At 45.5% G+C, this 17270-nt stretch carries 15 protein-coding genes; 9 read left to right on the forward strand and 6 right to left on the reverse strand.

Annotated features, from left to right (window positions below; translation table 11 throughout):
- Window positions 1-34 precede the first annotated feature (34 nt).
- The 4 genes from ABWV76_RS17465 to ABWV76_RS17480 all read left to right on the forward strand — a co-directional run bounded on the left by ABWV76_RS17465 (window position 35) and on the right by ABWV76_RS17480 (window position 2986).
- Window positions 35-466 (forward strand): hypothetical protein, encoded by a 432-nt coding sequence (locus ABWV76_RS17465; protein ID WP_020412326.1) that lies wholly within the window; start codon window positions 35-37, stop codon window positions 464-466.
- Between the two features lie 103 nt (window positions 467-569).
- Window positions 570-836, forward strand: a complete 267-nt coding sequence (locus ABWV76_RS17470; RefSeq protein ID WP_020412325.1) for a PepSY domain-containing protein — start codon at window positions 570-572, stop codon at window positions 834-836.
- A 222-nt stretch (window positions 837-1058) separates the two neighbouring features.
- On the forward strand, window positions 1059-2504 hold the full coding sequence (locus tag ABWV76_RS17475) for a coniferyl aldehyde dehydrogenase (RefSeq protein WP_020412324.1): 1446 nt from the start codon (window positions 1059-1061) through the stop codon (window positions 2502-2504).
- A 176-nt stretch (window positions 2505-2680) separates the two neighbouring features.
- A complete protein-coding gene (locus ABWV76_RS17480) occupies window positions 2681-2986 on the forward strand; it encodes a hypothetical protein (protein WP_020412323.1) in 306 nt (101 codons plus the stop codon).
- A 108-nt stretch (window positions 2987-3094) separates the two neighbouring features.
- On the opposite strand, the gene ABWV76_RS17485 is transcribed toward ABWV76_RS17480, so the two are convergent.
- Window positions 3095-4111, reverse strand: coding sequence for an AraC family transcriptional regulator (locus ABWV76_RS17485; RefSeq protein ID WP_353376782.1), 1017 nt, complete (start codon window positions 4109-4111; stop codon window positions 3095-3097).
- Window positions 4112-4885, reverse strand: a complete 774-nt coding sequence (locus ABWV76_RS17490; protein ID WP_353376783.1) for an SDR family NAD(P)-dependent oxidoreductase — start codon at window positions 4883-4885, stop codon at window positions 4112-4114. It abuts the gene before it with no gap.
- A gap of 878 nt (window positions 4886-5763) precedes the next feature.
- Between ABWV76_RS17490 and ABWV76_RS17495 the strand changes: the two genes are divergently transcribed.
- Both ABWV76_RS17495 and ABWV76_RS17500 read left to right on the forward strand, forming a co-directional pair.
- On the forward strand, window positions 5764-6441 hold the full coding sequence (locus ABWV76_RS17495; RefSeq protein WP_353376784.1) for a winged helix-turn-helix domain-containing protein: 678 nt from the start codon (window positions 5764-5766) through the stop codon (window positions 6439-6441).
- Window positions 6419-8209 (forward strand): sensor histidine kinase, encoded by a 1791-nt coding sequence (locus ABWV76_RS17500; protein WP_353376785.1) that lies wholly within the window; start codon window positions 6419-6421, stop codon window positions 8207-8209. The genes ABWV76_RS17495 and ABWV76_RS17500 overlap by 23 nt, the downstream gene beginning before the upstream one ends.
- 122 nt (window positions 8210-8331) lie before the next feature.
- Here ABWV76_RS17500 and ABWV76_RS17505 read toward each other — a convergent pair whose 3' ends face one another.
- The gene (locus tag ABWV76_RS17505) at window positions 8332-11058 is read right to left on the reverse strand and encodes a LamG domain-containing protein (RefSeq protein WP_353376786.1); all 2727 of its coding nucleotides are present in this window, start codon (window positions 11056-11058) and stop codon (window positions 8332-8334) included.
- A 330-nt stretch (window positions 11059-11388) separates the two neighbouring features.
- Here ABWV76_RS17505 and ABWV76_RS17510 point away from each other — a divergent pair, with 330 nt between their 5' ends.
- Window positions 11389-12168 carry a DUF4886 domain-containing protein gene (locus ABWV76_RS17510; protein ID WP_353376787.1) on the forward strand — a complete coding sequence of 260 codons (780 nt, stop codon included), beginning with the start codon at window positions 11389-11391 and terminating at the stop codon, window positions 12166-12168.
- 146 nt (window positions 12169-12314) lie between these two features.
- Here ABWV76_RS17510 and groL read toward each other — a convergent pair whose 3' ends face one another.
- From groL to ABWV76_RS17525, 3 genes are all read right to left on the reverse strand, one after another.
- Window positions 12315-13955, reverse strand: a complete 1641-nt coding sequence (gene groL / locus ABWV76_RS17515) for a chaperonin GroEL (protein ID WP_020412316.1) — start codon at window positions 13953-13955, stop codon at window positions 12315-12317.
- Window positions 13956-14003: 48 nt separating this feature from the next.
- The gene (locus ABWV76_RS17520; RefSeq protein ID WP_020412315.1) at window positions 14004-14297 is read right to left on the reverse strand and encodes a co-chaperone GroES; all 294 of its coding nucleotides are present in this window, start codon (window positions 14295-14297) and stop codon (window positions 14004-14006) included.
- A 214-nt stretch (window positions 14298-14511) separates the two neighbouring features.
- Window positions 14512-14982 carry an FxsA family protein gene (locus ABWV76_RS17525; RefSeq protein ID WP_020412314.1) on the reverse strand — a complete coding sequence of 157 codons (471 nt, stop codon included), beginning with the start codon at window positions 14980-14982 and terminating at the stop codon, window positions 14512-14514.
- Between the two features lie 143 nt (window positions 14983-15125).
- Here ABWV76_RS17525 and cfa point away from each other — a divergent pair, with 143 nt between their 5' ends.
- Together cfa and ABWV76_RS17535 are read left to right on the forward strand one after the other, a co-directional pair.
- Window positions 15126-16271, forward strand: a complete 1146-nt coding sequence (gene cfa / locus ABWV76_RS17530; RefSeq protein WP_282951365.1) for a cyclopropane fatty acyl phospholipid synthase — start codon at window positions 15126-15128, stop codon at window positions 16269-16271.
- Window positions 16272-16472: 201 nt separating this feature from the next.
- Entirely contained in the window at window positions 16473-17249 is a 777-nt protein-coding gene (locus ABWV76_RS17535; RefSeq protein WP_353376788.1) for a hypothetical protein, read from the forward strand.
- Window positions 17250-17270: the final 21 nt, after the last annotated feature.

Consider the following 17270-nt stretch of genomic DNA (forward strand, 5'->3'; position numbering starts at 1 on the left):
CTTAGGAGCAAATCAGTCACCCTTTTGAGTTTTCATGGTCCGCTTTGCTCCCCTACTCGTCTTGATGCTTGTCATTCACGGCTGTGAGCGTCAGTCCGATAGCCACAGATCTCCCGAGCCCGACACCCCTGCCCCTGACGGGACTGCCAGAGAAGCCATGAAAGAGCCAGTCGCACCGCCCACGCCTATAGGGAACACTCCAGCACCACCAACAGAACACAGTATGAACGCAAGGGATTGCACCCCAGAGTGGTTCGCTTGGGCGCAGCAACAAATCATCGCCAGACAAAGTGCCCATATAGCAAAACTATACCCATCCGGCCTGCCTCCAGTTGGCAGTAAAGAATGGTTTACTGCAGTAACCATATTGACAGGTGGCAGCTTTCCCGGAATAGAACCGGGAAGTCCCGAGTGGTGTGAGCAGATCCAAAAGCGCCTTACTCAAGGAGGTAGCCAGGGCCCATAAAGAGCCAGAAAACCGCTTCTACCGCCGTTCCTCTGGGAAGAGGAGCGGGGTCAATTTATTCCGCTAATAGCGGTCAATCAACTACAAGCGAGGTAGTACAACCATGAAGACCACCTACCAGCTATTACTAGCGAGTATCGCTGCGGTCGCTCTCCATCCCGCTCTTGCCGATGAGAAACCCCCTCCTGGTGCTATGGCTCTATCCACTGTTCTGACAAAACTCGAACAACAAGGCTTTACTCCCATTGTCGAAGTAGACTTGGACAATGGGCGCTGGAAAATTGAGGCCTATAAAGGAGACCAGAAACACGACTTGGAAGTAGATCCTAATTCTGCAGAAGTTTTGTCTGACAAACCTGACAACAGTTAAGCAGTCGCCTTTACAAAGAAGTGCTGACCCTCGAATTACGAGGATCCTACTTATCGCCCCGCACACATTTATTGTGACGGGGCCAGACCCTTAGCACTTCCACCCTCAAAGTTGGAACGTGCGCTTTAATTACTATTTAGTCAATCTGCTGACGCGATTGGTCAATCTCCCAAACGATTATTCGGTTAATCTGGTCGAAGATAAACGCCATAGGATAATAAAATGACCATCCAGACCCTTACCCGGCAGGATGCAGACAAGGCGCTACTCCAGAGTCAGCTGGATAGCCAGCGTCGAGCCTATCACGCCAACCCAGTCCCCAGTTATCAACAGCGAGTACAGGACCTGAAAACCCTGGCGCGAATGTTGAGGGAACAACAGGAGGCGATCATAGAAGCCATATGTTCAGACTATGGGAACCGCTCGAGGGAAGAAACCCTGCTCCTGGAGATTTACCCGGCACTTGCAGGTATCAAGGATGCGATAAAAAATCTCAAAAGGTGGATGAAACCTCGACGGCGCCATATTGACCTCAAGGCCTACCCGCTCTCAAAAAATACTGTGGTGCCCCAGCCTATTGGTGTAGTTGGAGTGATAGTGCCCTGGAACTTTCCCATTAACCTGAGCATTTCCCCATTGACCAATGTCTTTGCCGCAGGCAATCAGGCAATGGTCAAGATGTCCACAAACTCATGCCGGCTGGCCGAGCTGTTAATAGAGATCAGCCCCAAGTATTTTCCCCAGGAGAAGCTTTCTTTTATCGCCGACTATGGCGAAATAGGCCCACTATTCTCCAGCCTGAAATTTGATCACCTAATTTTTACTGGCTCAAGTACTACAGGCCGCGCTGTAATGCGCTCCGCTGCAGAAAACCTAACTCCAGTCACATTAGAGTTGGGAGGAAAATCGCCGGCTATCATCGCCCCTGATTTCCCGATTGAAAAAGCGGCAGAGCGCCTGATCCACTGGAAATTAGTAAATGCCGGACAGATCTGCGTAAATGTAGATTACCTCTTCCTTCCAGAAAACCAGCTGGACAATTTTATTGCGCATGCGACACAGCTAATTAAGAAGCGCTTTCCAGATTGGCACAGCTCTGACTACACCTCCATTATTGATAGCAACGCCTACCAGCGCCTGTGGAAAACCCTGGACGATGCAGTCGACAAAGGAGCTAAGGTATATGACCTCAGTGGCGGGCAACTCAAGCGGGATGACAGCTTACGCAAGTTCCCACCACATATTCTGGTTAATATGAACGGTGATATGCTGGCGATGCAAAGGGAAATTTTTGGCCCGCTCCTGCCAATTATGACCTACTCAAGGCCCGAGGAAGTCATCGACTATATCAATGCCCGCCCAAGACCATTGGCAATATACCCATATACCTACGATAAAAATCTGCAAAACCGCTATATTGAGCGGATTATGTCCGGCGGTGTATCGATTAATAACTGTGTATTACATGTTGGCCAACACGATATTCCATTTGGTGGTATAGGTGAGAGTGGAATGGGGCACTATCACGGCTATGAAGGGTTTCTCACTTTTTCAAAGTTACGCCCAATATTTCAGCAGGGCCCTGTTGACCTACTAAAACTTATGCGCCCTCCCTACGGGAATGTCACAAACAAAATCTTGAACGTAATGTTGAAGATGACCCGTTAACCGCAAGATACATTTGTAAAATTTTTAACCGCTAATTGATTTTATTGCCCCGGCAAAACTCATTGCCGGGGTATTTTTTTGGCAAGGAAACCCAAAAATACTCCCCTAAGCACTGGCGCTACGATCATCCCCTGTCCACACTAAGTATATGGCTTTTATGTAGTGTGGAGCCTCATGTGAGTTTTATTACAACCGTTGTGCTCGTGAGCAACTTGACCAATCCAATCCCCCCGGGGATAGACCCTAATAAACCAGCACCTATCTATGATAGCCCCGACCTTTACGGGGCGACCCCTTCGGTAATCGCACTTGATCCATCAACTATTAGGGCAAAACTCTACAGTCTGGGATTCAAACCTATAACCAGTATGCGGTTTGTTGGTGGTCGCTGGAAAATACAAGCCGTGTATCAAGGAGAACTAAGAGCTCTGGAAGTAAATCCAGATAACGGAATAATTTTTGCTGATCGTCCAGCCAGGTAACAAATCCAGTAGATCTTTTATTTTTGATATTCTCGAATTGTGCATCGGTAAGACCTACAATCGAAAGAAAATCGACTAAATTTTATTACCAGAAATAACTTTAGTCGCCTAATCAATCGAATCCCGATATTGTAATGGTGTTATTCCTTTCCAACCTCGGTAGGCTCGAATAAATGAATTGGGCTCCTTAAACCCAAGCATAAAGGAGATCTCTCCCAAATGTAGGCTGGACCTGGCAAGATAGTGATCGGCCAAATTTGACCTGACTTCCTGTAACACTGTCTGAAAGGTTTGGTTCTCCTCCCCAAGTTTTCGCTGTAAAGTTCTTTTACTGATAGATAAACGCTCAGAGACAGATTCGATAGAACTCTCACCCGCTGGTAAGAGTTCTATCAATACAGAGCCTACCCGGTCTCCCATTGTTGCTTCGCGATCCAAGTCTTTTAACTGCTGACTTAATTTGCCCTCAAAAAAATCCCACATAGGCATATTGGCGGTCAGGAATGGCTTTTGCGCATCTTGCGCCGAGAAACAAATTCGTACCCGATCTGATTGCTTAATTGAGCAACCGAAAAACTCTCTATAAGGCGTTTGATCTTCTGGTAACTGTGGTAACGCCAATTCCAATGGCCGAATTTTCTCCCGGGTTCCCAACCGGGCCAGGCGGATATAGAAAATTAATTCGCTTAGCCCCAAAGCAGTAGGAATATTACCATCACTTCCATAGCACTCTAAATTGAGCTTTGTGTATTCTTCGGTAATATCCAGGTGCAAATCCATGGGACCAATCAAGGGTTTATACTGCTGTATCCGCAATAGGGCTTGATTTAGGTTTGCACTACACAAACTCGCAAACACAGGGGGATCAAACGATTCAGCTGTAAGATGCTCCGCCAACAAGAGCGGTAGCGGCCTATCCTTTGAGGCCTGATCTATACCACACCAAAAGCGGAAGTACTCTATTGGAGTAAGTGTCACAGACTCTCGCTGCAATAGATCTGCAGGTAACCCGGCATAAGCCAGAGCCATGGCTGAGTCGATATTCATATCGTGTAACATCAGCTTCCAGCTGGGGGATACCAGAAATTTAGCTGCGCGCTTGGTCATTACCGGGTCTACTCGCAATCAAGATTTTTCCATCGTCTGGCGGGAAAATTTCAACACCATTTTACGGGGCAGTAATGGCATTATCCAATTCAGAAATACTTTAAGCCGCTTCTCATTAAAAGCAACCAAATCCCCACGTTCCATAGCCCCGTAACCACATTTTGCAACGGATTCTGCTGAACGGGCGTTCTTCCAGATATCTACTCCCTGAAGATCACCAGCCGCTACAAACCCAGTCGCAACAGCGCCCGGACATAAAGCGGTTACTGTTACACCTGTGCCCTTCAATTCTTCCGCCAAGGCTTGGCTAAAGGAAGTCACATAGGCTTTAGTTGCGTAGTAAACCGCCTGTAAAGGACCGGGTATAAAAGATGCCGTGGATGAAACATTAAGGATATGCCCACTATTGCGGGCAACCATGCCTTTGACATACAGGTGGGTGAGATTGGTTAGGGAAACCATATTCACCTGCATCATACCCTGCTCAGCTTCCAGATCTCGCTGATAGAAGAGACCGTGACCACCAAATCCCGCATTATTGATAAGGGTACCAACCTCCACACCCTCGCTTTGGGTTCGCTCAAAAATTCTCTGTGCGGACAAAGGGTCGGAAAGATCTTCAGCAATAACCATTGCCTGGATACCAAAATCCTTCTCCAGCTGCTGTTTGAGTGCTAAAAGCTTCCCCTCAGACCGAGCGACCAGAACCAGGTTGCCGCCCTTAGCCGCATGTATCCTGGCCAACTCAAGGCCAATACCACCTGAGGCTCCTGTAATAAGTGCCGTTTCCATTTAACTGTCTCCCAAGCGTTAATCTTGGAATCAGTATATAAGCTAAAGACGCCAGCTAAGAATCCGATTGTGCCGGTTGACTATCCAAACGTGCCATCATCCAAAGGCATACCTTCACCCTACTCTAAGAGTTTCGCAGAAACGTCGAAACCAGCTCAAGATCTCGTTTCCCGTTCTGCGGACCTTGAAACTGCAACCCCAGGAATTCGGAAGGCGCTCCTTTCGGTATAAACGGGATAATTTTCTCAAGTACCTATCAATAGCTGTGATCATTACCCTCGTGCACTTCATCCATATTAAAACTCAGTGCAGTCAAGCTATCGTTACTCATGTTTTTCCGATGCTTTGACTTCCTGGTCTCACGTCTGTCTACTCTGGAGAGCAAGAACTACTACCTCAATTGAGTCATTTGCTGTAACTCCGTGAACCAAAGCTTTTTAACAGCCTCTAAATTTCCCGATAGATTACAGGTCATTTTTAATGCACTGTTTACACCAAGGTGAGCTTAACCAAAAGGGTATTCTATCAATAACTGATCCACATAGCATTGATATTACAAGGGGTATGAAGCACACTTAACACACAACTTAAGACGCAGTTTTAGCCTAACAACTCTTTTTTTGTTAGTGTTCTCCACAAACAAAAAACTAGAAAGACTTCACTACTTCCAGTTCTTCAGAATGGTGTAAAAATAGCATTTGTCACTTTTAATTAAGTCTTTTCATATCTAAAAGGCTGAAAGTGCCTAGCAATATTTAGTTACGTTTTTATATTCACCATATGTACATGGCTTAGTCTGAGGCAAATCAGAAAACCTTAAAAAAACAACTCGATCAACAAATAACCGGCAACCAAAACTATTTACCAGCTAAAGATATATGCGAATCTTTATAATAGAAGACGACATCAAATTAAGTCATTACCTTCACAAGGGCCTTAGTCAGGAAGGGCATGGTGTAGAGCTATGCCATAATGGAAAAACAGGGTTAATTCAAGCCAGCATCGAAAATTTTGATGTAATAATCCTTGACCGAATGCTTCCTGGTATGGATGGGTTAAAACTATTAAAATCCCTGCGGGGAATGGAAATCAGTACACCAGTTTTAATGCTAAGTAACCTCGGAGACGTCGACCATCGCGTAGAGGGTTTACGTAGTGGATGTGATGACTACCTTTCCAAACCTTTTTCTTTTGCAGAACTTTTAGCCAGAGTCGAAGTCATTGGTAGGCGCCAACCTCAGTCCAACACCTGCGAATTCCTTATTGTTTCAGACCTTGAGCTCAATCTCTTAACAAGGAAGGCACAACGCAGAGGCCGTAGTATTGAACTATTAACCCAGGAATTCAAACTCCTGGAATATCTTATGAGACATGAAAGTCAAATTGTTACAAAAACAATGCTTTTGGAGCAAGTCTGGGATCTTCATTTTGACCCGAAAACTAATGTAGTAGAAGTGCACGTAAGCAGATTGAGAAAGAAAGTTGACCAATCTCAGGACAGTCCTCTTATTCACACAGTAAGGGGGGCCGGCTATGTCCTTCGCGAAAAAAATTAAACTACATAAAAGCTCCAGTTTCAGACTGGCAATTATCACATTCAGCTGCGTCTGCCTTAGCTCCAGTATTTCATTGGCAAGCATCTATTTAATCACAAAACAATCGTTGGCAAATCCAACATTTCATAAAATTGAAAATATAACAAAAGAATCTATTGCGGAAATCAATGATCTAGAGTTTTTTCACCCTGATATATTTCCAAACTTTAAAAATGTAAAACCTAGAAATTTCATTAACAACCACACTTCACCATCAAAATTTACTAGCGACTACACACACTACTTCAAAAATCTTTTAAATAAAAGCAGCTTAAGCAATCAGGAGAAACTTACTATTCAAGGGCGATTATTCGCACTGGGAGAGAATATCAATCCCCCACTAGAAAAAATTCCCGCCAACCTAATCTGGCATCTACTTAATAGTGAATTCCCCGAAGATTTTCACGATTATGTAGACAACATTACTGATGAGCGATTTAGCCATTGGCCCCAATATCATAAGAAACGCCACATAGATGCAACACTATTCGCAAAATATTACATTGAGACAGAGTATTTTCTAGATACAGAGGATCTCTGTGTAAAACTTCAAGACGCGAAGGGAAATATTATACTTAGTAATATCGAAGGAATTTTCCCACAAAGCAAGAACTATAAGTCTACCTACACGGCAACCTACAATCCAGACTCTACATTTGGTCAAGAAGATGAACAGCACATATGCCTAGCAAGAACTTCTCTACTAAGTGACGGGGGAGAACTAATACTGGGGAAGGATTTCACCCAAGAATATCACCTATTGAAAAGTCTTAACTCTGTTATTTTTTACGGACTTCTGATCACTGCAATTATTAGCCTAATTTGTGGATATCTTGTATCTAGGCAAGCAGTCAGAAGAATAAGCGAGATTAACAAAGTATGCCGCCAAATTATGTCTGGAGATCTGGACAAACGGATCCCATATAATAGTAATGGCGGAGACTATGATCAGTTATCTATACATATCAATACAATGCTGGACAAAATCCAACAATTGATGATGGGAATAAAACAAGTTTCCGACAATATTGCCCATGACTTGAAGTCCCCACTTTCTCGGCTACGAGGCCAGCTAGAACTATTATTGCATATAGAAAAACCAGATAAAGATACTATCGAAGCCATTATTAATGAAAACGACAGGATCATCGAGTGCTTTAATGCGTTACTCAGAATCTCGCAAATTGAGCAAGGAGCACAAAGGTCAGCATTTCGGCACTTTTCGCTTCATAACCTTCTTAAAACCCTGGTAGAAGTCTATGAACCGATTTTTCATGATCAGGGAATACTTCCATCCGTTACTTTGATTGATGACCAACATATGATCTTTGGAGATAAAAACCAATGGTCTCAGTCTATTGCAAACCTATTTGACAATATAATTAAGTACGCACCAGGAAGTGGCAAACTGGATATTAGGCTTTCAGCTCAACCTCAACAAGGTAGGGAATATCTTCAATTGCAGCTACACGATAGCGGTCCGGGAATTCCAGAAGATGATCATAAAAAGGTCTTTGAGCGATTTTACCGGTTGGAATCGCATAGGCATACAAAAGGTAATGGACTTGGATTAAGTCTTGTTTTGGCTGTTTGTAATTTGCACAAAGCTAAGATTCACCTAGCTAACTGCAATGGATTAAAGATACAGATAGATATCCCTTCAATCACAGATCCACATCCCGCCCATTCATTAAATTCTCAGGAAAGTAAATTCAGTGAATTATATTGAATATTTATCCGTACGAGGAAGTTAAAAATTCTATACAGATAATTTCCACTTACAAAGCAGAATAGCCATACTATGGTACGGCTATTCTGCTTATTCTTAAAATGCAACAACCAATAAGAAGATTAACTCTCACCAACAGAATTACGAACAATTTCAATGGATGAATCCGTGATTGCCGTCACAGGTAACCACACAATCAAAGTCTGGGATCCATCTGTATCTCTGATAATACCCAATTTTACATCGGATAGTACTTTGCCATTGAATTTTACTTTCGGAGTTTTGCTTGTTTCCCATTGGCGAATAATTAGTGATGGATTTACCAAAGGACTACTATCATTAGCCTTCACCAGTAAAGAAATATCTCCTGATATCCCATCTGATGTCAGGCTATAGGCTCTTTCATCAGTGATAAAATTAATTACATTGCCCTTAACACCTTGAACCGCATCTATTACAGGTGGAGAAATCCATGAACTTGCCAAGCCCTGTAAATCAACCGGTGTTCCCTGGGTAAAGCCATACATCATAGATCCAGAGCCATATTCAAAGGCCTCTAGATTACCAACCGCAAAGTGAGAAACTCTATCATTGGCAACGGAGAATCGACCATCGGAAGGAATTTGAGCTATTGGCCAATGATTCCAAGGGCCTGCAAACGGAAAAATACCTCCCAGGAAATCTATATGCTTTGAACTCTCCTCATTAGCAGAGGGGAAAAAACCACCTGCCTGACTTACTCCAAAGACCTTCCAGTTAGTTTGGCTATTGAGCACCGCAATATTACCGGGCAAAGGACTGGGGTCCACTCCATCACTAGGCCTGTCTAAGGATATAGGATAAATGATATCAGAGGAGTCACCCGTAAGCCCCGCAATCGAAACTGCATTATAATTCAGGAAGTCCTCAGCTTTTTGACCCGGTCCTAGTAACCATTGGAAGTCCTGATAAAATTCTACGCCACCTTCATCAGCTGCAGGATGGTAAAAAACATCCCGGATTGCCACCCCATCGGGATAAATTGTATGCACCTCATCAATATAAGCAGTATCCAAAACGAGTAAATCAAATACATCTGCGGCTGCATAACGCCAGTGAACTTTAACCCGTGCAGGAGTATTTTCAATCATACGAACATGGGTGCGTAGAGCGGCCTTATCAGACATGTGTTCAGCCAAAGAAACAATTGGGTTGACTGAAGCTGGGGTTTCAGGATCATCCGGATCGGGAATCACCAGTTCCACACTTTGATCAGACATCCACCGATTATCTGTCACCAAGTTCATGCCGTGTGATGTTCCTCGCCAATATACATAACTGATCGGCTTATTATCGAATCGGACTACAATATCTTCGTTGTCCGTAACCCTCCATAGGTTATCCCAAGCATCATGAAAGTCTAACTTTGTATAAATCCCACCAAACTTCTGGGGGTATTTTTCAAGGTCTGGCAATTGCCGCTTCGTAAAACCAGGATCTGGAGCTTTCTTTTGTGCCAATAAAAAACCGTTGTAGCTATCATCAAAATCCTTAGAAGTCAGAGAGTGCTTATAAATGGCAATCTCGTCTATTGCCCCCTCAATACCGAATATACTGGAGAAATGATTGAATTCATTCAATTCACTCTCCCGAACCCCATCTGTTGCTGGTAAAGGTGAATTATTCATTCCAACAATCATTGGCATATCTGGAATTGAAAGATTGACATCATAAGATTGGCTTTTATCTAAAACACCATTGATATAGAGCGACAAACTCTTTTCTGCAGAAACACCAACATGAATCCACTGATTAACTGGGATTACACTATCAGAAGTTAAAGTTTTTCCATTTACCGTAAAAAGCAGCTTACCGTCAGAACTTACTCCAAAATAATACCCCTCATTTCCCATATTATCTGACTGGTGAATAATAGGAGCATTATTCCATGGATAAGCGGCTAGATTAATCCAGGCTTCAATAGAAAGAGCCTCCTTAAATATGGGTGCCTCATCCTGCGCGACCACCACTGCTGATCTATAACCGTCAAAAAAAAGGGCCGAACCAGACACACCAGCGACCCAATCACCCCCGTGGCTGTCAATATATCCAGTCGCTGATTTCAAGCTCTCAACAGTACTCGTGCCCTCCCCCTCATCAAACTTCCAATGCGCCACTGGTAAGGCAGGGGGAGTATAATCAACTATCGTATTCCCATTACCCTGAGACACACCTGCCTGTAGCTCTCCAGACTTATTTTGTACATCGGCTATGCCATTTTCCGTGAGACGCATAGTCTGAATAATAGCCCCTCGACGCACATCCCAGCCTGTGATGGTATCAGTGCCTGGCCGGTATAACCTGGTTACATTGCCATCTCGAGTAATCGTATATATCTCATGGACTACCCCTTCGGGATCTCGCCCCATTTTCGCATTAGCTTTCGGGAAGTAACGCCAATGAATAACAACCTTTTCATCTGACTGCTCTAAGATACGAACATAAGAAAAGTCATTTGATTTATCAAAGCGAGTATTGGCATCACTCGAAATATCAGCCAAATGCGCTACAGGATTAGAATTGTTTCCAAAGTGCCAAACAGGCCGATAACTATGATCACGAGCAAAAACAAGCTTACCTTTCCCTTCAAGGTTCACAATGATGTCAGCATAAGGTCCTGTGATCTTTTCCGGAATATCTACTGAGTTGACACGGGTATAGTGCGCAAAAAAACCAGCCGAGGTTTGGCTTAAGTCTACATGCGAACCCCTGGATTCTAACACCTGCCTCCCTCCAGAGTCCCCCGAATCCTTGCAGCCTAGTACTGCAAGACAGGCAGCTAGTACAAGATTACCTTTTGATAGCAACATATCTGCTCTTTCCTCCCATTTACTGAAAGGGAAGTCTAAAAGGACATACTAACCCTCTGCTGGACTGAATATTAAATATATGTAATGTTTTCCCCCCAAATTAAAATAAGACTTATATTTAGCGAATCTTGATCGTTCATATTCATAATTATTCTCACAGCTCATAAAGTAACGAAAAATAATCAGATGACTAATTTCAAGATAACAAGTTATTCCCTCAATAACCTATTCAACCACATAAGAATGTAGATCCTTAAACACGCTGCACAGAACAAATTACAAAATAGACCTATCCTAAGTGGTAATAGCCCCACTTGGAAATCTAACACAATGAAAGAATTTAAAAGCCACCTAAAAATCCAAATATTTTTTCTTATCTTTCTATTATTGGTAGGAGCTTACTTACTAGTAGAGCCAAAGAAGCAGACTGAGCAGAAAACTCAGGAAATTCTATCTGTGCTTTTTATCGGCAATAGCTACACACGCCCTCTTCCTCCGATAATTCAGGCAATTGCTAAAAGCAATGGAGCACAAATTATATATAGCTCCATAACTCCGGGAGGGTGGACCTTACAAAAACACTCTGAGTCTGCGGATACACTAGAGGCTATTCATGAGAGGGCATGGGATTATGTGGTGCTTCAGGAGCAAAGCCAGCTTCCCTCATTCTCCGAAGAACAGAGGCATAAAGAGATTTACCCCTACGCAAAAAAACTCACCAATGAAATTAGATTGGCCGGTGCCACTCCTCTCCTCTTTCTAACCTGGGGCCGTAAGCATGGAGACACTCAAAATTATTCCAATGATACTCGCAGTAAAATGCAATCCCGCTTGTTTGAGGGTTATCAGAATATAGCCCAGACAACATCTTCAAAAGTAATACCAGTCGGCCTCGCTTGGGAAACAATTAGCTCCTCAGATAAAGTCATTGACCTATACGCTCATGATGGAAGCCACCCCAATCAGAATGGTGTATATCTATCTGCCGCGGTCTTTGTTTCCTATCTACTGAAACAACCTCAATTAAATGCTCCACCAATCAATGGCATATCTAAGGAAACAGCCGAATTACTAGCACAACAAACTAAGAAACTTAATTTAGATCCATAGGCTATTCCTGGATCTGGGTCTGTTGTATCCCCATTAATCAGATTGTTTGCTGCGTCGCAGCACCAGTATTAACCTATCATTCCATGTACCTAAAATAAAAAAGCCCCGCAATTGCGGGGCTTTTTGGGGTAGGCTTTAAGGCCGGCTTACATCATGCCGCCCATGCCGCCCATTCCACCCATACCGCCCATGTCAGGAGCAGCCGGCTTCTCTTCCGGGATTTCTGCAACCATGGCTTCGGTGGTGATCATCAGGCCAGCAATAGAGGCTGCCGCTTGCAGAGCAGAGCGGGTTACTTTTGCTGGGTCCAGAATACCCATGTCCAGCATATCGCCATACTCGCCAGTAGCAGCGTTGTAACCGAAGTTGCCTTCGCCTTGCTTGATCTTGTCAACAACTACAGAAGCTTCGTCACCAGCATTGGAAACGATTTGACGCAGAGGCATTTCCATAGCGCGCAGAGCTGCAGCGATGCCATGGTTCTGGTCTTCGTTGTCGCCAGTTACGGAGATAGCCTGGGTAGCGCGAACCAGAGCGGTACCACCGCCAGGTACTACGCCTTCCTCTACTGCGGCGCGGGTAGCGTGCAGGGCGTCTTCAACGCGGGCTTTCTTCTCTTTCATTTCCACTTCAGTAGCGGCGCCTACTTTGATTACCGCAACACCGCCAGCCAGCTTGGCTACGCGCTCTTGCAGTTTCTCTTTATCGTAGTCGGAAGAGGACTCTTCGATCTGTGCACGGATCTGGCTAACGCGAGCTTCGATGTCTTTAACATTGCCAGCGCCGTCAACGATTACAGTGTTTTCTTTGGACAGGGTGACACGCTTAGCAGTACCCAGGTGCTCCAGAGTGGTACCTTCCAGCTCCAGGCCAACTTCTTCAGAAATCACGGTGCCGCCAGTCAGGATAGCGATGTCCTGCAGCATGGCTTTACGGCGGTCGCCGAAACCAGGTGCTTTAACAGCAGCAACTTTAACGATGCCGCGCATGCTGTTTACAACCAGAGTTGCCAGCGCTTCGCCTTCTACGTCTTCAGCGATGATCAGCAGCGGCTTGGAGGCTTTAGCTACTTGCTCCAGCAGGGGCAGCAGGTCGCGGATATTGGAGATTTTCTTGTCTACCAGCAGGATGAACGGATTGTCCAGCTCGGCAGTCATGTTCTCTTGGTTGGTGATGAAGTAAGGAGACAGGTAGCCTCGGTCGAACTGCATACCTTCTACTACGTCCAGCTCATTTTCCAGGCCGGAACCTTCTTCAACGGTGATAACACCTTCTTTGCCAACTTTTTCCATGGCTTCAGCGATGATGGTACCAACGCTCTCGTCGCTGTTCGCGGAGATGGTACCTACCTGAGCAATAGACTTGGTGTCGGCACAAGGAGTGGACAGGCCAGCGATGTGGTCAACCGCTGCGGTTACCGCTTTGTCGATACCGCGCTTCAGGTCCATTGGGTTGAAGCCAGCGGCTACGGATTTCAGACCTTCGGTTACGATAGCCTGAGCCAGAACAGTAGCGGTGGTGGTGCCGTCACCAGCGGTGTCAGAAGCTTTGGAAGCAACTTCTTTAACCATCTGTGCGCCCATATTTTCGAACTTGTCGCTCAGCTCGATTTCTTTCGCTACGGAAACACCGTCTTTGGTTACGGTAGGAGCGCCGAAGGACTTGTCCAGAACTACGTTGCGGCCTTTAGGACCCAGAGTAGTTTTTACAGCGTCTGCCAGGATGTTTACGCCTTTCAGCATTTTCTGACGAGCGTCGTCACCAAAAATTACGTCTTTAGCTGCCATGATTCTTATTCCTCAAATTCTTTTTGCGAGTAAAGTTAAAGGCTGGCCTTAGCCTTCCAACACGCCGTAGATATCACCTTCGCTCATGATGATCAGCTCTTCGCCTTCCACCTTGAGGGTATTGCTGTCGGCATAGCGACCGAAAACAACCGTGTCACCTACCTTCACAGACAGTGCGCGCACATCGCCATTGTCCAGCTGCTTGCCCTCACCCACGGCTACCACTTCACCCTGGTTTGGCTTTTCTTTGGCAGCACCTGGCAGCACGATACCGCCAGCTGACATCGCTTCTTCTTCCTTACGGCGTACTACGACGCGGTCGTGTAAAGGACGAATTTTCATGGATAAGTTCTCCATTGAGTCGTTTTAAGGTTTTCCAACATTGGCGGTACAGGCCCATCGGGCCGGTAACCTCACCCCTCTCTGGTCCTCAGAGGCGGGGCTTAATTCTCAGTTGATCCCTATCTATGGGCGGGAGAATAGATTTCAACACCCTAAAGTGAAAAAACTATAAAAGTGCCGTTTGAAGTGTAAAAGTGTGCACTATTCAACCAAATCAGTCTTTGTGGCGCTTGTGCTCAACGGAGTTCCGCTCATCCCGTGAGTACTCTCCCTCGATAATATCGGGGCCACGTCTGGAGGCATTCGGTTGGAAGGGGCCACCTGGTCGAACGATAGTGACATGGCGAAGTAACCGCCCCAGTAATAACTGGCGCAGTCCCGGTATCAGGCAGGCGAAACCGAGAATATCGGTAATGAAGCCGGGGGTCAGCAGCAGAACACCGCCGACGGCGAGAAAGATACCTTCTACCATCTCCTGGGCAGGAATATCACCAGTGCGCATCTTCTCCTGGGCCCTTGCCAGGGTAGAGAGCCCTTGGCGACGCAGCAGCGTCACGCCGATGATAGCCGTTAGAAACACCAGGCCGATGGTGGGCAAGGCGCCGATTTCACTCCCTACGGCGATTAATACCCACAATTCGAGTACAGGTAGAGCTATAAATAGAAGCAGCAGCAAGGGACGCATAGAGAGGATTCCTGATCTAACAGCACACGGCTAATCCGGGGCTGGGGATATTTTCGACATGCTGTATTAAATGGAGTGGGGAGGCAAATTATTCAAGGGCGCCATAATCGACCCCACGCTAACCAGGAGAGAGGGAGACTTGAATGGCAAGCGAGCAGCAAGATGCCATAGAGGCACCAGCCATAGGCCGAAGCCGCCACTTTGTTGATGATATTTTAGCCGAGGCCGATATCCGTATTAACGGTGACCGCCCCTGGGATATCCAGCTCCATCGCGAAGAGGCACTTGATGAGATCGTCGCCCGCCAAAGTATGGGGTTGGGGGAAACCTATATGCGCGGGGACTGGGATGTACAGGCCATAGATCAGTTCATCTACCGTATTCTAGATTCCGACTTGAGCCGTCACTTCAAGAACTGGCGCCATATCTTCCCCTATATACGCAGCTGCTTGCTCAACCTGCAAAGCCGTCGCCGGGCGTTCGAGGTCGGTGAGCACCACTACGACTTAGGTAATGAGTTTTACGCCGCCATGCTCGATAGCCGCCTTACATATAGCTGTGGTTATTGGAAGGAGGCCCAGACCCTAGATGAGGCCCAGGAAGCAAAACTGGACCTTATCTGCCGCAAACTGCAGCTTGAACCAGGAATGAAGTTATTAGACATCGGTTGCGGGTGGGGAAGCCTCATCGGTTATGCGGCACAGAAATACCAGGTAGAGTGTGTCGGGGTTACAGTATCCCGTGAGCAGAGAGCCTACGTCGCCGAACGCTATGCCAACCTGCCGATCACCGTGCACCTTCAGGATTACCGCGAACTCAATGAACCCTTTGACAGAATTGCCAGCGTGGGAATGTTTGAGCATGTAGGACGAAAAAACCACCGCGCATTTATGGAGGTGTCAAAACGCTGTTTGAAAAAAGACGGCATTTTACTACTTCACACTATTGGTAAATCCAAACCCGCACCTACCGACCCCTGGGTTGAGAAGTATATTTTCCCCAATGGAGAAATACCTGCCGCCAGTCAAATCACTCTGGCAGCTCAGGAGCTACTGACCTGTGAGGATCTACATAACTTTGGCCCCGATTACGATAAAACCCTGATGGCCTGGCATGATAATTTTGAACGTAATTGGCCTCGCTTCGCCGATCGCTATGGTCGACGCTTTTATCGTATGTGGCGTTATTACCTTCTGTTATGCGCGGCATCCTTTAGAGTTCGCAGAATGCAGTTATGGCAGTGGATGTTATCGAAAAATAGAACCGATGGTGTGGAACGTATTTGCTAGGGTAAGAAATTCTTGATTGAAGACTTCAAATTCTTCCAACATTGAGAGTTTCAAAAGTCTGGGGGAGCAATTAGTGGCGGTGATTTAGCTCTACTACTATCAATGCTTCACCCAGACCTTTCTCCTGACAATCAAATCCATTAGCTATCGCTACTTATCAGCAAGCCCGAATAATACTTGCTGCCGCCAGGTCGTTACTCTATGCATTATCTATTCACAACCCCTCAAGAGCTAAAGTTACTTATAGAGGTTCATACGGTTGCGGCTATAGTTCTAACGTTTATTACTATTCCATTAACTCTTCTGATGAAAAAGGGCAGCCGTTACCATCGGATCGGTGGCCTCAGCTCACTCTTGATTGCCATTATCTTTTCCATCAGTGCCCTGCTGATGCTATTCAACCCTTACATCATTCCTCATCTCAAGGCCGACATTCCCGAGTACCAGATCGATATTGCCTATGTCTACAATACTCACCCAAACCTTTTATTACTGGGATTGATCAGCATATTCAGCTACTCCATATTTTCTGCCTATCGAATATGGCCGAGAATCAAGCACTCCAATGATGGCAGAATCACTTCCAATATTATCGATTGGATACTGGCTGCCATAGCTGCCTGGGTCGCAGTATTCTATTTCCAGGTTTTTCTTTACGATATTGGTAAACACCCAAGTTATGCCAATATTTACCTGGCTCCATCCGCATTAATGCTGGTTTTTATGGGGCTCGATGTCTATACGTTTTTTTTCCGACCACAAGTAACAGGCCGACCATGGTGGGCACTGCATATGTGCAAGATGCTGTATGCCTGGTCGGCACTAATCAAAGGCTTTGCGTTGCGGGATTTTCACTTATCTTTAGAACAAACAGTATTTCACGAAGTGGCATCCATCCTGGCCTGGCTCATTATTTCCTTGTTTGTATACCTGTTTTATCGAAAGACTCTCAACACAAGATATGCGAGGAAGGGATAGATAAATCTTAAAATCATTACT

The sequence above is a fragment of the Microbulbifer sp. NBRC 101763 genome, assembly GCF_040371615.1.
In the GTDB taxonomy this organism is placed as follows: Bacteria; Pseudomonadota; Gammaproteobacteria; order Pseudomonadales; family Cellvibrionaceae; genus Microbulbifer; species Microbulbifer variabilis.

What these genes read in the sequence shown, in the direction of transcription:
- ABWV76_RS17465 (WP_020412326.1), top strand. Translation starts at nt 35, where the DNA reads ATGGTCCGCTTTGCTCCCCTACTCGTCTTGATGCTTGTCATTCACGGC.
- ABWV76_RS17470 (WP_020412325.1), top strand. Translation starts at nt 570, where the DNA reads ATGAAGACCACCTACCAGCTATTACTAGCGAGTATCGCTGCGGTCGCT.
- ABWV76_RS17475 (WP_020412324.1), top strand. Translation starts at nt 1,059, where the DNA reads ATGACCATCCAGACCCTTACCCGGCAGGATGCAGACAAGGCGCTACTC.
- ABWV76_RS17490 (WP_353376783.1), bottom strand. Translation starts at nt 4,885, where the DNA reads ATGGAAACGGCACTTATTACAGGAGCCTCAGGTGGTATTGGCCTTGAG.
- ABWV76_RS17495 (WP_353376784.1), top strand. Translation starts at nt 5,764, where the DNA reads ATGCGAATCTTTATAATAGAAGACGACATCAAATTAAGTCATTACCTT.
- ABWV76_RS17500 (WP_353376785.1), top strand. Translation starts at nt 6,419, where the DNA reads ATGTCCTTCGCGAAAAAAATTAAACTACATAAAAGCTCCAGTTTCAGA.
- ABWV76_RS17505 (WP_353376786.1), bottom strand. Translation starts at nt 11,058, where the DNA reads ATGTTGCTATCAAAAGGTAATCTTGTACTAGCTGCCTGTCTTGCAGTA.
- ABWV76_RS17510 (WP_353376787.1), top strand. Translation starts at nt 11,389, where the DNA reads ATGAAAGAATTTAAAAGCCACCTAAAAATCCAAATATTTTTTCTTATC.
- groL (WP_020412316.1), bottom strand. Translation starts at nt 13,955, where the DNA reads ATGGCAGCTAAAGACGTAATTTTTGGTGACGACGCTCGTCAGAAAATG.
- ABWV76_RS17520 (WP_020412315.1), bottom strand. Translation starts at nt 14,297, where the DNA reads ATGAAAATTCGTCCTTTACACGACCGCGTCGTAGTACGCCGTAAGGAA.
- ABWV76_RS17525 (WP_020412314.1), bottom strand. Translation starts at nt 14,982, where the DNA reads ATGCGTCCCTTGCTGCTGCTTCTATTTATAGCTCTACCTGTACTCGAA.
- cfa (WP_282951365.1), top strand. Translation starts at nt 15,126, where the DNA reads ATGGCAAGCGAGCAGCAAGATGCCATAGAGGCACCAGCCATAGGCCGA.
- ABWV76_RS17535 (WP_353376788.1), top strand. Translation starts at nt 16,473, where the DNA reads ATGCATTATCTATTCACAACCCCTCAAGAGCTAAAGTTACTTATAGAG.